Source organism: Sphingopyxis sp. P8 (genome assembly GCF_020622175.1).
GTDB classification, from domain to species: Bacteria; Pseudomonadota; Alphaproteobacteria; order Sphingomonadales; family Sphingomonadaceae; genus Sphingopyxis; species Sphingopyxis jiangsuensis.
This window is the reverse complement of record NZ_JACNMK010000001.1, coordinates 151,654-164,258: the sequence shown is the minus strand read 5'-3', so window position 1 is coordinate 164,258 and position 12,605 is coordinate 151,654. Positions and strand designations below refer to the sequence as shown.

Below are 12,605 nucleotides of genomic sequence, written 5' to 3'. Positions count from 1 at the left end.
CCATGACCCAGGAAGACCTTTCCATCGCCGATCCCAAGATGACGGCGCAAAACGTCAATGTCTTCTATGGCGAGAAGCAGGCGATCAACGACGTCACCATCGACGTCGGCACCGACCTGGTGACGGCCTTCATCGGCCCGTCGGGGTGCGGCAAGTCGACCTTTCTGCGGTCGCTCAATCGCATGAACGACACGATCGCCAGCGCCCGCGTCACCGGCAAGATCACGCTGGAGGGCGAGGATATTTACGACCCGTCGATGGACGTGGTGCAGCTTCGCGCGCGCGTCGGCATGGTGTTTCAGAAGCCGAACCCTTTCCCCAAGTCGATTTACGACAATGTCGGCTATGGCCCGCGCATCCACGGCCTCGCGCCGACCAAGGCCGACCTTGACGTCATCGTCGAGCGCGCGCTGGTCCGCGCGGGTCTGTGGGACGAGGTCAAGGACCGCCTGAACGAGAGCGGCACCGCCTTGTCGGGCGGGCAGCAGCAGCGCCTGTGCATCGCGCGCGCGATCGCGGTCGACCCCGAGGTCATCTTGATGGACGAACCCTGCTCGGCGCTCGACCCGATCGCGACCGCAAAGATCGAGGAGCTGATCCACGAGCTGCGCGGCAAATATGCGATCGTGATCGTCACGCACAACATGCAGCAGGCGGCGCGCGTATCGCAGCGCACCGCCTTTTTCCACCTCGGGACGTTGGTCGAATATGGCAAGACGACCGACATTTTCACGAACCCGAAGCAGGAACGCACCAAGGATTATATCACCGGCCGCTACGGCTGACGCGTGACCGAAGAAGGACGGAGCAGATGGCAGTAGTCAACGAACACACGGTCAAGGCTTTCGACGAGGATCTCAACCGCCTGCGCGGACTGATCAGCGAGATGGGCGGGCGCGCCGAACAGGCGCTGCTCCAGGCGATGACCGCGCTGAGCAAGGGCGACCTCGAGCTTGCAGACCAGGTCGTGCGCGACGACAAGAAGATCGACACGCTGGAAGCCGAAGTCGAACAGCTCGCCGTCCAGACGATCGCGCTGCGCGCGCCGATGGCCGACGATCTGCGCGAAATGATCGCGGCGCTGAAGATCGTGTCGGTGGTCGAACGCATCGGCGACTATGCCAAGAATATCGCCAAGCGCGTCGCGCTGATGGACCAGACGCGCTCGATCGAGGCGATCCCGGTGCTGATGTCGATGTCGGCGGCGGTCGCCGAGCTGGTCCACGACGCGCTCAACAGCTTTGCGGCGCGCGACGCCGAACTCGCGGTGCGTGTCACGGTGCGCGACAAGAATGTCGACGATTTCTACAACAGCATCTTTCGCACGCTCGTGACCTTCATGATGGAAAATCCGAAGCACATCACCGAAAGCGCGCACCTGCTGTTCGTCGCCAAGAACCTCGAGCGCATGGGCGACCATGCGACCAACATCGCCGAGATGGTCTATTATGTGGTCACCGGCGAACATATGGAGGAACGCGAGCGCGGCGAGACACCCGAGGAAAGCGCGGTGGCGGAGCAGGAGAAGGACTGATGCCGCAGCCCGACCTGCTGCTGATCGAGGATGACGAGGCGATTGCCGAACTCATCGTCTGGCATTTCGCGCGCGAAGGTTTCTCGGTCCGTCAGACCCCCGACGGCGAACAGGCGCTGATGCTGGTCGAGGAGCGCGTTCCCGACATCGTCCTGCTCGACTGGATGATCGAAAGCCTGCCGGGGATCGAGGTCTGCCGGCGCCTGCGCCGCAACCCCAAATCGGCAAACGTCCCGATCATCATGCTCACCGCGCGCGGCGAGGAAGAGGACCGCATCCGCGGCCTCGAAACCGGCGCCGACGATTATGTCACCAAGCCGTTCAGCCCGCGCGAGCTGGTTGCGCGCGTCTCGGCCGTCCTGCGGCGCCTGCGTCCGGCGCTTGCGGGCGAATTGCTCGCCTATGCCGACATCGAACTCGATTCGGTCGCACACAAGGTGGTGCGCGGCGGGCAGGTGGTGAATATGGGGCCGACCGAATTCCGCCTGCTGCGGCACTTCATGGAACATCCGGGCCGCGTCTTTTCGCGCGGGCAATTGCTCGACAGCGTGTGGGGGCAGGACAGCGACATCGAACTGCGCACGGTCGACGTCCATATCCGGCGGCTGCGCAAGGCGATCAACCTTCCGGGCACGAGCGACATCATCCGCACGGTGCGGTCGGCGGGCTATGCGCTGGATTCCGGGAAGAGCATCTGACCGATCGGGCGCGTTCGTCACGCCGAGCTTGATCGGCAATTATCCCGTTTCGCCAGCCAGGTGATCCCCGGCGAAAGCCGGGGGCCAGTTCGGGCAGCGCCGCACCGCGTGGGCCCCGGCTTTCGCCGGGGATCACCTGTTGCTCGTCCGAGGGTATAGTCGCCGGCCGGATTTGGGGCGACGAACGGAAGCTGCGACCGAAGCTAGCCGTCGCCCCCGCCTGCGCGGAAGCGACGGTTATGGGGAACGTCCGCTCCCCATCCCCAAGCCGAACAGGTCAGAAGACGATCTGCGCGCGCATGCCGAAGGTGTCGACGCCATAGTCGCGGTCGGTGCCCGCCGCGATCACCGCGTCGCGATATTCGAGCCGCGCGTAATTGACCATGAAGCGCACATAGTCGATCGGCGTCCAGATCAGCGAGGCCATATAGCCATGCTGCTTGCCGCCATCGATGCCCGCATCGTTGAGGTCGAGATGGTCGTAGCGCAGGTTCAACTGCCACGCCCCCAGACCGCCGCTGCCCACCGGGTTCTTGACCTTGACCCCGCGGAACACACCGCTGCGATAGCCGCGCGTATCGTCGGTCAGGAAGACGCCCGCCTCGACCGCGCCGCCGAAGAAGGTGGGATCGGCAGCGCCGGTGCGCCCGACCTTTTGCCAGAACGCCTCTGCCGCGCCGTGGAAGCGTCCGCTGATGAAGGCGGCCTCGGCGCCATAGCCGGTTTCGGACTTCGCGCCGATGCTGGGTGTCGAGATAAAGCGAATATCGGCGGTGTGGACGAGCGGGCGCTGGCGATAGCGAACCGACGTCACGGTATCGCCCAGATCGCGCCAGTGCGCCGAAGCGCCGAAGTGCAGTTGTGTGTCGCCCAGCTTCGGCGCGAACACGAGGCGTCCGTCGAGGCTGACCGACGAATTGCCGCTGTCGGACAGGTCGCCGAAATTGTCGGTGAACACGCCGCCCTGGACGATGACATCGCCCGTCGCGACCTCGCCCGACACGCCGACGCGGCGCTCGAACCCGAATGCGTCGGTGAAGGCCGCGCGTTCGATGAAGCTCGTGTCGTTGCTGCTCGACAACTCCTCGAGCCCCTGGAAATTGTTGTGCTGTCCCACCGTGACCTTGAGCGGCCCGTCCTTGTAGGTGAGGTGCGCGTCGGTCAGCTCTGCGTCACCCCCGGCGAAATCGGCCTCGAGCTTGTAGCCGAATCCGCCGGGGATCGTGCCCTCGACACCGAGACGGACGCGGCGCAGTTCGTTCGAAAAGCCGAGCGCGCGGTCGCTGATCGCGGAGGGGGCGCTGACATGGCCCGCGTCGACGAGGATGCGCCCGCGCGGCTTGAAGCTCCATCCGTCGGCGGTCTTGAGTTCGGGTGCGCCCTTCCAGCCGATTTCCGTGGCCGGTTTGGCGGTGACCGTCGGAGCGGGTGCGACGGGCGCCGGTGCCGGAACCGGGCTGGCGATCGCGCCGTCGAGCCGCGCTTCGAGCGTGTCGACCTTTGCCTTCAGCGCCGCGAGTTCGGCGCGCAATTCGGCCGCTTCCTCGGCGCTCAGCGCCTGTGCATGCGCGGTCGTCGGCGCAGCCAGCATCGTCGTGCCCAGCAGGGCGGCGGTCAGAAATGCACGCATGTCGGGAAAGCTCCATTGCGATTAAATGACAGTCTCGCGGCGCCCCTATGACGTCAAAATTACAATGTCGCGTCATTTGCGTGACATTTTTGTTGCATCGGCGTTTTTCGCTGTCCGCTTGCACCGTCAGGACGAACGGCTAAGGACAGGCCAGTTTTTCTGCGCAACCAATCGGGAGACACTCATGACGATCAGATTTGACGGACGCGTGGCCATTGTCACCGGCGCCGGCGGCGGGCTCGGTCGCGCTTATGCGCTCGAACTGGCGCGCCGCGGCGCAAGGGTCGTCGTCAACGATCTGGGCGGCGCGCGCGACGGCACCGGCCATTCGGACGCCGCGCTGCAGGTCGTCGAGGAAATCCGCGCCGCGGGCGGCACCGCCATGTCGAACGGCGGCAGCGTCACCGAATATGACCAGATGGAAGAGATGGTCGCCAAGGCCAAGGAAGAATGGGGCGGCATCCACATCCTGATCAACAACGCGGGCATCCTGCGCGACAAGAGCTTCGCCAAGATGGAGCCCGCCGATTTCGACCTGGTCGTGAAGGTCCATCTGCTCGGCAGCGCCAATGTCACCAAGGCCTGCTGGGATCTGATGCGCGAGCAGGCCTATGGCCGCATCCTGATGACCGCATCGTCGACCGGGCTCTACGGCAATTTCGGGCAGGCCAATTATGGCGCCGCCAAGCTGGGGCTCGCCGGGCTGACCAAGACGCTCCATCTGGAGGGGGCGAAATATAATATCCGCTGCAACACGATCGCGCCGGTCGCGGGGACGCGGATGACCGAGGATATTTTCCCGCCCGAACTGTTCGACAAATTCACCCCCGAAAATGTCGTTCCCGCCGCGCTCTATCTGGTGAGCGAAAATGCGCCGACGAACATGATCGTCGGAGCGGGCGCCGGCGCCTTCCACGCCGCCTATGTCACCATGACTCCCGGCGTCGCGCTCCCCGAGGACGAACGCACGCCCGAGGGCGTCGCCGCGGCGTGGGACAGGATCGTCGACCGCAACGGCGAGACCGTCCCGCAGTCGGGCAGCGAGCAATCGATGGCGGTGATGAAGGCGTTGCAGGCGCTGGGTTGAGGCATTTCGATTCTTCCTGTGTCGCAGGCATGGGGAGGTGGCAGCGGCGGAGCCGCTGACGGAGGGGCAATGGCGCAAACGTCGCTTGCCCCTCCACCACTCGCTGCGCGAGCGGTCCCCCTCCCCATCGCTTCGCGACAGGGAGGATAGCGCGCGCTTCACTGTATTGACACGGCAACACAGTTGGCGCATAGTCCGTGCGGGGCAAGGGGATCGGTCTAAGAAGGACGACCCCGATGTATAGTGAAAGCGACCTGCAAGCCGCGGTCGAAGCGAATGTGTTGACGCCGGAGGCCGCTGCGGCGTTCCGGTCGCATATCGCAACGGTGCGCGCAGCCCCCGGAGCGGACGAGGAATCCTTTCGCCTGCTCACCGGATTCAACGATATATTCGTCAGCATCGCGGCGGTCATCCTGCTCGTCGCGGTGGGCTGGATCGGCGAATCGATTCATCCGACGCTGGCCGGGCTCGGTGTTGCGGCCACCGCGTGGGGCCTTGCCGAATATTTCACGCGTCAACGCCGCATGGCGCTTCCCAGCATCGTGCTTGTCATTGCCTTTGCGGGCGGCGTGCTCGGATCGATGATCGGCTTCCTCGTCAAGCATGGCGAGGATATTTTCGGCCGCCAGCCCGCCGACGCGACGATTGCCCTGCTTGCCGCCACGATGGCGTTGATCACTGCTGGAGCGACCTGGGTCCACTGGCGCCGCTTCATGGTTCCGATCACCGTTGCGGCAGGAAGCGCCGCGCTTGCCGCGACAGCGATAGCGCTGATTCTCGCCGTGGTTGGTGGGGCGGACGAACCCAATGTCGAGCTGCTGATGGCGCTCGTGCTCGTCGCGGGCCTCGGGGTTTTCACGCTCGCCATGTGGTGGGACCGCAGCGATCGCCTGCGTCAGACGCGGCGCAGCGACGTCGCTTTCTGGCTCCACCTGCTCGCCGCGCCGATGATCGCGCATCCGATCTTTCACATGCTGGGCGTCACCGAGGGCGACGATATCACGAGCGCCGCCGCGATCCTCGTGGTCGGCATTTATGTGCTCTTCGGGATCGCCGCGCTGGCGATCGACCGCCGCGCGCTGCTCGTTTCGGCGCTCGCCTATGTGCTCGTCGCGATGACGCAATTGTTCCGCGAATTCGGTGCGGTCGAGCTCAACGTCGCGCTGACCGCCTTTGTCATCGGATCGGCGCTGCTGCTGCTGTCGGCCTTTTGGCAGAATGCGCGCGCGGCGGTGGTGTCGCTGTTGCCCGCGAACGTCGCCAACCAGCTTCCCGCGACGGTCAGTCCTCGACCAGCTTCATAAGCTTGCGTTCGACGGGGGCGAGTATGTTCGACAGCTCGTCCCCGCGCTTCAAAATCGCCCCGGCTTCGGAGACCAGCGCCCACATGCCCTGGCGGCTCCGCAAGGCGGGGCGTTTTTCTATGCGGTATTCGGGGCGCTCCGCCGCGCGGCGAAAGGCGGAAAAGATCGCGACGTCGCGGTGGAAATCCATCGCATAGTCGCGCCACCGCCCCGCCGCGACCATGCGGCCATAAAGGTCGAGGATGCGCGTGAGTTCGTGACGATCAAAGCCCGTTTGCTGCGGGATGGCCCGGCCGTTGGCCGGCCAGGGCGTGACAATTCCCATCAGTCGGCGGTCCCGCCTCCCTTGCGCCGCGGCGCGTCGGTGCGCGTGGCGGCGCTATCCCCGCCCTTTTCGGCCATCAGCGCGGCAAGTTGCTTCTGCAATTGTTCGAGCTGGCATTGCAGCAATTCCAGCTTCTGCGTCGCGGGATCGAAGGTTTCGTGGCAAGTGCCGTAGGGAACGAATTCGCGCGCATATTCGGTCGCGTCGACGAGCGTCGAGCGGGCCGGAATGCCGACCATCACCGCGCCTTCGGGCACATCCTTCGTCACCACCGCATTCGCCCCGATGCGCGCGCGCGGATGGACCGTGACGGGGCCGAGAATCTGCGCGCCCGACCCGACGATGACATCGTCGGACAGCGTCGGGTGCCGCTTGCCCGCGATTCCGTTCGCGGGATCGGTGCCGCCGAGCGTCACGCACTGATAGATGGTGACATTATCGCCGATCTCTGCCGTCTCGCCGATCACCGTAAAACCGTGGTCGATGAACAGGTGACGCCCGATCCTGGCACCCGGATGGATATCGATTCCGGTCAGCCAGCGCGCCAGGTGATTGACGAAGCGTGCGAGGAAAAACAGGTCGGCCTCGAACAGCCAGTGCGCGATGCGATGCATCCCCACCGCCAGCAAGCCCGGATAGAGCAGGATTTCCCAGCGCGACCGCGGCGCCGGATCGCGCCGCTTGATCGAATCCAGATAGGCGATCAGCCCTTTGAACATCGCATTGTCCCCTGCGACCCTATTTCTGTACCGATCAAGATAGATGTTCGCGCCGGGCTTTTCCACCCCCACCGCATTTTATTCGTCAACGACCGAACAATCCGACGCGAAAGAGCAACAATCCCTCGTTGCGCCAGCGCCGTTCGCCGTCGCGTGCGGCAACCGCCGCCGCCCATCGGTCGAGCATCAGCAGCGCGCGCGCGCCGTGGAATTCGGCGCGGCGCGGCGCGGGGCCGCGCGCTTCGGCAAAGAGCAGGCGCGCGGCGGCGGCGTCGCTTTGCTGCACCGCGGCCCAGAGCAGTCCCCATCGCGCGCCGCCCGCACCGCCGGAGAGCGCGAAAAGCGCCTCGCCGAATGCGCGCGCCGCCTCGGCACGCGTCGCCTCATCCTCTGCGAGCAACAATGCTTCGGCGGCATCGACCAGCGGAGCAAGATCGCCCTGCCCTCCCCATGTCGCCTGCAATTCGGCAAGCAGCGGCTCGCCCTTCGGCAAGGCGGCGGGATCGGCAGCGAGCAACCCCGTCATGTCGCGCCACCACGCGAGCTTGATCTGCCCGATGAGGGGTTCGGTTGCGTCGGCGAGGAGTTTGGTCAGCCGTTCGGCCAGCGCCCACAGCGCCGCCATCGCCGCGCGCCGCTCGCGCGGCACGGCGACCATCACGCGCGGGTCGCGGATGTCGGGGTAGGGATGTTCGCTCAGATCGGCCATACGCCGGTCAGCCTATATGCCCAGGCCGTCATTGCGACCCCGGCGAAAGCCGGGGGAAGCAATCTCCAGCGTGCAGCTTGCCAGCTGGAGATTGCGTCGTCGCTTCGCTCCTCGCAATGACGAAGGAGATCAGCCGCGATTGCAGACCGCCTTCACCGCCGCGATCACGCGCGGCGTGTCGACGAGCGCCGCCTTTTCGAGATTGGCAGCGTAGGGCAGCGGCACATCCTCGTTGCACACGCGCGTCACCGGCGCGTCGAGGTCGTCGAAGCCCTGCTCCATCGCGACCATCGCGAGTTCGCTGGCGATCGAGCAGACCGGCCAGCCTTCCTCTACGATGACGAGGCGGTTGGTCTTTTTCAGGCTTTCGAGCACCGTCGCGGTGTCGAGCGGGCGCAAGGTGCGCAGGTCGATCACCTCGGCGTCGATCCCCTCGCCCGCCAGCGTGTCGGCGGCCTCGAGCGCGAGCCCGACGCCGATCGAATAGCTGACGATCGTGACATCGCTGCCTTCGCGCATGATGCGCGCCTTGCCGATCGGCAGCACATAGTCGGCGATGTCCGGAACTTCGAAGCTGCGGCCATAGAGCAGCTCGTTTTCGAGGAAGACGACCGGGTCTTCGCTGCGGATTGCGGCCTTCATCAGCCCCTTGGCGTCGGCGGCATCATAGGGCGCGATCACGATCAGCCCGGGGACGCTGGCATACCAGGGCGCGTAATTCTGGCTGTGCTGCGCCGCGACGCGGCTCGCCGCGCCGTTGGGGCCGCGAAAGACGATCGGACAGCGCATCTGGCCGCCCGACATATAGTTGGTCTTCGCCGCCGAGTTGATGATGTGGTCGATCGCCTGCATCGCGAAGTTGAACGTCATGAATTCGATGATCGGACGCAGGCCGCCCATCGCGGCGCCTGCCCCAAGGCCGGCGAAGCCATATTCGGTGATCGGCGTGTCGACGACGCGCTTGTCGCCGAATTCCTGGAGCAGACCCTGCGTGACCTTGTACGCGCCCTGATATTCGGCGACTTCCTCGCCCATCACGAAGACGCGGTCGTCGGCGCGCATTTCTTCGGCCATCGCGTCGCGCAGCGCCTCGCGGACGGTGAGCTTGACCATCGCGGTCCCGGCGGGGATTGCGGGGTCGGACGCGCGTTCGACCGCTACGGGCTTTTCGGCCGCGGGGGCCGCAGCCGGTGCGGGTTCGGCGGCCTTGGATTCCTCGGCCGGTGCGGGCGCCGGAGCCGCGACAGGTGCCGCCGCTTCTTCCCCGTCGCCGGTGATCGTCGCGATCACGGTGCCGACCTTCACATTGTCAGTCCCTTCGGCGACCAGGATCTGGCCGATCGTGCCTTCGTCAATTGCTTCGAATTCCATCGTCGCCTTGTCGGTCTCGATCTCGGCCAGAATGTCGCCCGATTTGACCTCGTCGCCTTCCTTGACGAGCCACTTGGCGAGCGTGCCTTCTTCCATCGTCGGCGACAGTGCCGGCATCTTCAGTTCGATCGCCATCTCAATATTGCTCCACCAGCACGTCGGTATAGAGTTCGGAAAGTTCGGGTTCGGGCGCGCTTTCGGCAAAATCGGCAGCTTCGGCGACGACCTGGCGGATTTCCTTGTCGATTTCCTTGATCCGGTCTTCGGAAATTCCGGCTTCGACCATCAGTTTCTTGAGGCCTTCGATCGAATCGCTCTTGTCGCGCACCGCCTGCACCTCTTCGCGGCTGCGATATTTGGCGGGGTCGGACATCGAGTGGCCGCGATAACGATAGGTCTTGAGTTCCATCAGCACCGGGCCCTTGCCCGCGCGCACCCATTCGAGCGCCGCTTCGGCCGCGCCGCGCACCGCGAGCACGTCCATGCCGTCGACCTGCATGCCGGGGATGCGGAAGCTTTCGCCGCGGCGATAGAGCTGGTCCTCGGCGCTGCTGCGGTTGACCGAAGTGCCCATCGCATATTGGTTGTTCTCGATCACGAAGATGATCGGCAGCTTCCACAGCTCGGCCATGTTGAAGCTTTCATAGACCTGGCCCTGGTTCGCGGCGCCGTCGCCGAAATAGGCCATCGCCACCCCGCCGTCGCCGCGATATTTGTGCGCGAAGGCAAGGCCGGTGCCGAGCGAGACCTGCGCGCCGACGATGCCGTGGCCGCCATAGAATTTATGCTCGACGCTGAACATGTGCATCGAGCCGCCCTTGCCCTTCGAGATGCCGGCCTGGCGCCCCGTCAGTTCGGCCATGATGACCTTTGGATCGATGCCATAGGCGAGCATGTGGCCGTGGTCGCGATAGCCGGTAATCACGCTGTCCTTGTCGCCGTCGAGCGCCGACTGAAGGCCGACCGCGACCGCTTCCTGGCCGATATAAAGGTGGCAGAACCCGCCGATCAGGCCGAGGCCGTAAAGCTGCCCCGCCTTTTCCTCGAAGCGGCGGATGAGCAGCATTTCGCGATAGAAGGTCTCCAGCTCCTCCGGCGTCGCGTCATAGGGCGCGGGATCGCGCGGCTTGTCGCGGTTGGATGCGGGAGCGGGGGTTGCAGCGACTTTTTTTGGCGCGGCAGTCTTGCGCGCGGGTGCTTTGGCCAAGGCGGTTTCCTTTGCGATTAGCCGTTACGGCATGGGTCCCTATAGGACCGGCGCATCGCTTTTGGCAACGGCCCGGACAGCAGAATTGCGCTGTCTTACGTATGCAGCATGATGCAGCGCCGAACGGCGAGGCTACTCCGCCTCGGGCTCCATCGGGATCGCGATTTCGTCGGGGTGCATGACCCCCAATTTGCCGCGCACATATTCGTCGGCAAGGTCGGGGTCGACGCGGCGCCGGTCGAGCAGATTGACCCGGTTCTGAAGCTCGTTCTGCTTCTTGGTCAGCTCGGACAGGATGACGCGCTTTTTCTCGACCGACTGGCTGTAGTCACCCCAGGCATAGAGCCCGGTCGGGCCGAGGATGATATAGCCGATCATCGCCAGCACCGCGATCAGCGCAATCGCGGGACCGAATGCCCGGCTCATCGATTTGCGAAACTTGTGGCGCTGCGTCATCCCGGCCCTTGAATCAGAGTTGATTCGTGGCGTCAAGGCATCAATACCCTATTCTCGTCATCCCGGCGAAGGCCGGGATCCCATCCCGTCGGGTTGACGCACCGGCTAAATCCCGGCCGTCGCCAAGATGACGAATTGGGCGCTTGGCTCAGCCGAAAATCGACGCGCCCGGATAACGCGCCATCTCGCCCAGCTCTTCCTCGATACGGATCAGCTGGTTATACTTCGCGAGCCGGTCCGAACGCGCGAGGCTGCCGGTCTTGATCTGGCCGCAGTTGGTCGCGACCGCAAGGTCGGCGATCGTCGAATCCTCGGTCTCGCCCGAACGGTGCGACATCACCGCGGTGTAGCGCGCACGGTGCGCCATATCGACCGCGTCGAGCGTTTCGGACAGCGTACCGATCTGGTTGACCTTGACGAGCAGCGAGTTGGCGAGGCCGTCCTTGATCCCCTGCTCCAGCCGCAGCGGGTTGGTGACGAACAGGTCATCGCCGACGAGCTGGCACTTGTCGCCGACGAGGTCGGTGAGCGCCTTCCAGCCGGTGAAGTCGTCTTCGCTCATCCCGTCCTCGATCGACTTGATCGGATAGTCGTTGACGAGCGCCGCCAGATATTCGGCCATTTTCTCGGGGGTCAGCGACAGGCTCTCGCCGCTGATTTCATATTTGCCGTTCCTGAAAAACTCGGTCGCGGCGCAGTCGAGCGCGAGCACGACGTCGCTGCCGAGTCTGAAACCCGCCTGATCGACCGACGCCGCGATGAAATCGAGCGCGTCGCGCGTCGAGGCGAGGTTCGGGGCAAAACCGCCCTCGTCGCCGACCGCGGTCGCGAGGCCCTTTTGCGCGAGACCTTTCTTCAGCGTGTGGAAAATCTCGCTGCCCCAGCGCACGGCCTCGGCAATGCTGCCCGCGCCGACGGGCATGATCATGAATTCCTGCACGTCGATCGGATTGTCGGCATGTTCGCCGCCGTTGATGATGTTCATCATCGGCACCGGCAGGGTGCGCGCCGAAACGCCGCCGACATAGCGGTAGAGCGGCAGGCCGCGCGCGTCGGCTGCCGCCTTTGCAGCCGCAAGGCTGACGCCGAGGATTGCGTTGGCGCCGAGGCGACCCTTGTTGGGGGTGCCGTCGAGGTCGATCATCGCCATATCGAGTTCGCGCTGATCCTCGGCCTCGAGGCCGATCAGCGTCTCGGCGATCTCGCCATTCACTGCGGCGACCGCCTGGGTGACGCCCTTGCCAAGATAACGCGCCTTGTCGCCGTCGCGCAGTTCGACCGCCTCGTGCGCGCCGGTCGATGCGCCCGAGGGCACGGCGGCGCGGCCAAAACTGCCGTCTTCGAGGAGGACATCGACCTCGACCGTCGGATTGCCCCGGCTGTCGAGAATTTCGCGGCCGTGGATGTCGATGATGGCGGTCATGGGCAATGTCCTGCTGCGCCGCCAGCGGCGGCCGGGATTGATGAGCGCCCGCCCCTTATCGGCGCCCCGCCCCTGTGGCAATATGCATAGGAATTTTGCTGCGCTATGGAACCAAAAGGCGCGCCTTGCTATATATTGATGT

Annotated in this window: 13 protein-coding genes; 5 read left to right on the top strand and 8 right to left on the bottom strand. The window is 64.9% G+C overall.

From position 1 onward, the window contains the following. The first annotated feature begins 2 nt into the window (after positions 1-2). The 3 genes from pstB to phoB are packed head-to-tail and all read left to right on the top strand — an operon-like array spanning position 3 to position 2,232. Positions 3-785, top strand: a complete 783-nt coding sequence (gene pstB, locus H7692_RS00790) for a phosphate ABC transporter ATP-binding protein PstB (RefSeq protein WP_201924993.1) — start codon at positions 3-5, stop codon at positions 783-785. A gap of 26 nt (positions 786-811) precedes the next feature. Then, the gene (gene phoU / locus H7692_RS00785; RefSeq protein WP_227339611.1) at positions 812-1,534 is read left to right on the top strand and encodes a phosphate signaling complex protein PhoU; all 723 of its coding nucleotides are present in this window, start codon (positions 812-814) and stop codon (positions 1,532-1,534) included. Further along, the gene (gene phoB / locus H7692_RS00780; RefSeq protein ID WP_201924988.1) at positions 1,534-2,232 is read left to right on the top strand and encodes a phosphate regulon transcriptional regulator PhoB; all 699 of its coding nucleotides are present in this window, start codon (positions 1,534-1,536) and stop codon (positions 2,230-2,232) included. The genes phoU and phoB overlap by 1 nt, the downstream gene beginning before the upstream one ends. 277 nt (positions 2,233-2,509) lie before the next feature. Here the strand turns inward: phoB and H7692_RS00775 are convergent, their stop codons facing one another. After that, positions 2,510-3,862 carry an OprO/OprP family phosphate-selective porin gene (locus tag H7692_RS00775; RefSeq protein ID WP_222136259.1) on the bottom strand — a complete coding sequence of 451 codons (1,353 nt, stop codon included), beginning with the start codon at positions 3,860-3,862 and terminating at the stop codon, positions 2,510-2,512. Positions 3,863-4,046: 184 nt separating this feature from the next. Between H7692_RS00775 and H7692_RS00770 the strand changes: the two genes are divergently transcribed. Together H7692_RS00770 and H7692_RS00765 are read left to right on the top strand one after the other, a co-directional pair. Beyond that, positions 4,047-4,949 carry an SDR family oxidoreductase gene (locus tag H7692_RS00770; protein ID WP_227339609.1) on the top strand — a complete coding sequence of 301 codons (903 nt, stop codon included), beginning with the start codon at positions 4,047-4,049 and terminating at the stop codon, positions 4,947-4,949. A 236-nt stretch (positions 4,950-5,185) separates the two neighbouring features. Beyond that, complete coding sequence (locus tag H7692_RS00765) at positions 5,186-6,253, top strand: hypothetical protein (RefSeq protein WP_222136261.1); 1,068 nt, start codon at positions 5,186-5,188, stop codon at positions 6,251-6,253. Here the strand turns inward: H7692_RS00765 and H7692_RS00760 are convergent. The 7 genes from H7692_RS00760 to eno all read right to left on the bottom strand — a co-directional run bounded on the left by H7692_RS00760 (position 6,231) and on the right by eno (position 12,463). Further along, the gene (locus H7692_RS00760) at positions 6,231-6,578 is read right to left on the bottom strand and encodes a DUF2794 domain-containing protein (RefSeq protein ID WP_201924979.1); all 348 of its coding nucleotides are present in this window, start codon (positions 6,576-6,578) and stop codon (positions 6,231-6,233) included. The two genes, H7692_RS00765 and H7692_RS00760, sit on opposite strands and share 23 nt — an antisense overlap. Next, a complete protein-coding gene (epsC, locus tag H7692_RS00755) occupies positions 6,578-7,297 on the bottom strand; it encodes a serine O-acetyltransferase EpsC (protein ID WP_222136402.1) in 720 nt (239 codons plus the stop codon). The genes H7692_RS00760 and epsC overlap by 1 nt, the downstream gene beginning before the upstream one ends. 85 nt (positions 7,298-7,382) lie before the next feature. Next, positions 7,383-8,006, bottom strand: coding sequence for a hypothetical protein (locus H7692_RS00750; RefSeq protein ID WP_227339608.1), 624 nt, complete (start codon positions 8,004-8,006; stop codon positions 7,383-7,385). 129 nt (positions 8,007-8,135) lie between these two features. Next, complete coding sequence (locus tag H7692_RS00745; protein ID WP_227339607.1) at positions 8,136-9,512, bottom strand: pyruvate dehydrogenase complex E1 component subunit beta; 1,377 nt, start codon at positions 9,510-9,512, stop codon at positions 8,136-8,138. A gap of 1 nt (position 9,513) precedes the next feature. Continuing rightward, positions 9,514-10,584, bottom strand: coding sequence for a pyruvate dehydrogenase (acetyl-transferring) E1 component subunit alpha (gene pdhA / locus H7692_RS00740; protein WP_201924972.1), 1,071 nt, complete (start codon positions 10,582-10,584; stop codon positions 9,514-9,516). Positions 10,585-10,716: 132 nt separating this feature from the next. Continuing rightward, entirely contained in the window at positions 10,717-11,040 is a 324-nt protein-coding gene (locus H7692_RS00735; RefSeq protein ID WP_201924970.1) for an FtsB family cell division protein, read from the bottom strand. A gap of 148 nt (positions 11,041-11,188) precedes the next feature. Next, positions 11,189-12,463 carry a phosphopyruvate hydratase gene (eno, locus tag H7692_RS00730; RefSeq protein ID WP_222136264.1) on the bottom strand — a complete coding sequence of 425 codons (1,275 nt, stop codon included), beginning with the start codon at positions 12,461-12,463 and terminating at the stop codon, positions 11,189-11,191. Between the last annotated feature and the right edge of the window lie 142 nt (positions 12,464-12,605).

What these genes read in the sequence shown, in the direction of transcription:
- pstB (WP_201924993.1), top strand. Translation starts at nt 3, where the DNA reads ATGACCCAGGAAGACCTTTCCATCGCCGATCCCAAGATGACGGCGCAA.
- phoU (WP_227339611.1), top strand. Translation starts at nt 812, where the DNA reads ATGGCAGTAGTCAACGAACACACGGTCAAGGCTTTCGACGAGGATCTC.
- phoB (WP_201924988.1), top strand. Translation starts at nt 1,534, where the DNA reads ATGCCGCAGCCCGACCTGCTGCTGATCGAGGATGACGAGGCGATTGCC.
- H7692_RS00775 (WP_222136259.1), bottom strand. Translation starts at nt 3,862, where the DNA reads ATGCGTGCATTTCTGACCGCCGCCCTGCTGGGCACGACGATGCTGGCT.
- H7692_RS00770 (WP_227339609.1), top strand. Translation starts at nt 4,047, where the DNA reads ATGACGATCAGATTTGACGGACGCGTGGCCATTGTCACCGGCGCCGGC.
- H7692_RS00765 (WP_222136261.1), top strand. Translation starts at nt 5,186, where the DNA reads ATGTATAGTGAAAGCGACCTGCAAGCCGCGGTCGAAGCGAATGTGTTG.
- H7692_RS00760 (WP_201924979.1), bottom strand. Translation starts at nt 6,578, where the DNA reads ATGGGAATTGTCACGCCCTGGCCGGCCAACGGCCGGGCCATCCCGCAG.
- epsC (WP_222136402.1), bottom strand. Translation starts at nt 7,297, where the DNA reads ATGTTCAAAGGGCTGATCGCCTATCTGGATTCGATCAAGCGGCGCGAT.
- H7692_RS00750 (WP_227339608.1), bottom strand. Translation starts at nt 8,006, where the DNA reads ATGGCCGATCTGAGCGAACATCCCTACCCCGACATCCGCGACCCGCGC.
- H7692_RS00745 (WP_227339607.1), bottom strand. Translation starts at nt 9,512, where the DNA reads ATGGCGATCGAACTGAAGATGCCGGCACTGTCGCCGACGATGGAAGAA.
- H7692_RS00735 (WP_201924970.1), bottom strand. Translation starts at nt 11,040, where the DNA reads ATGACGCAGCGCCACAAGTTTCGCAAATCGATGAGCCGGGCATTCGGT.
- eno (WP_222136264.1), bottom strand. Translation starts at nt 12,463, where the DNA reads ATGACCGCCATCATCGACATCCACGGCCGCGAAATTCTCGACAGCCGG.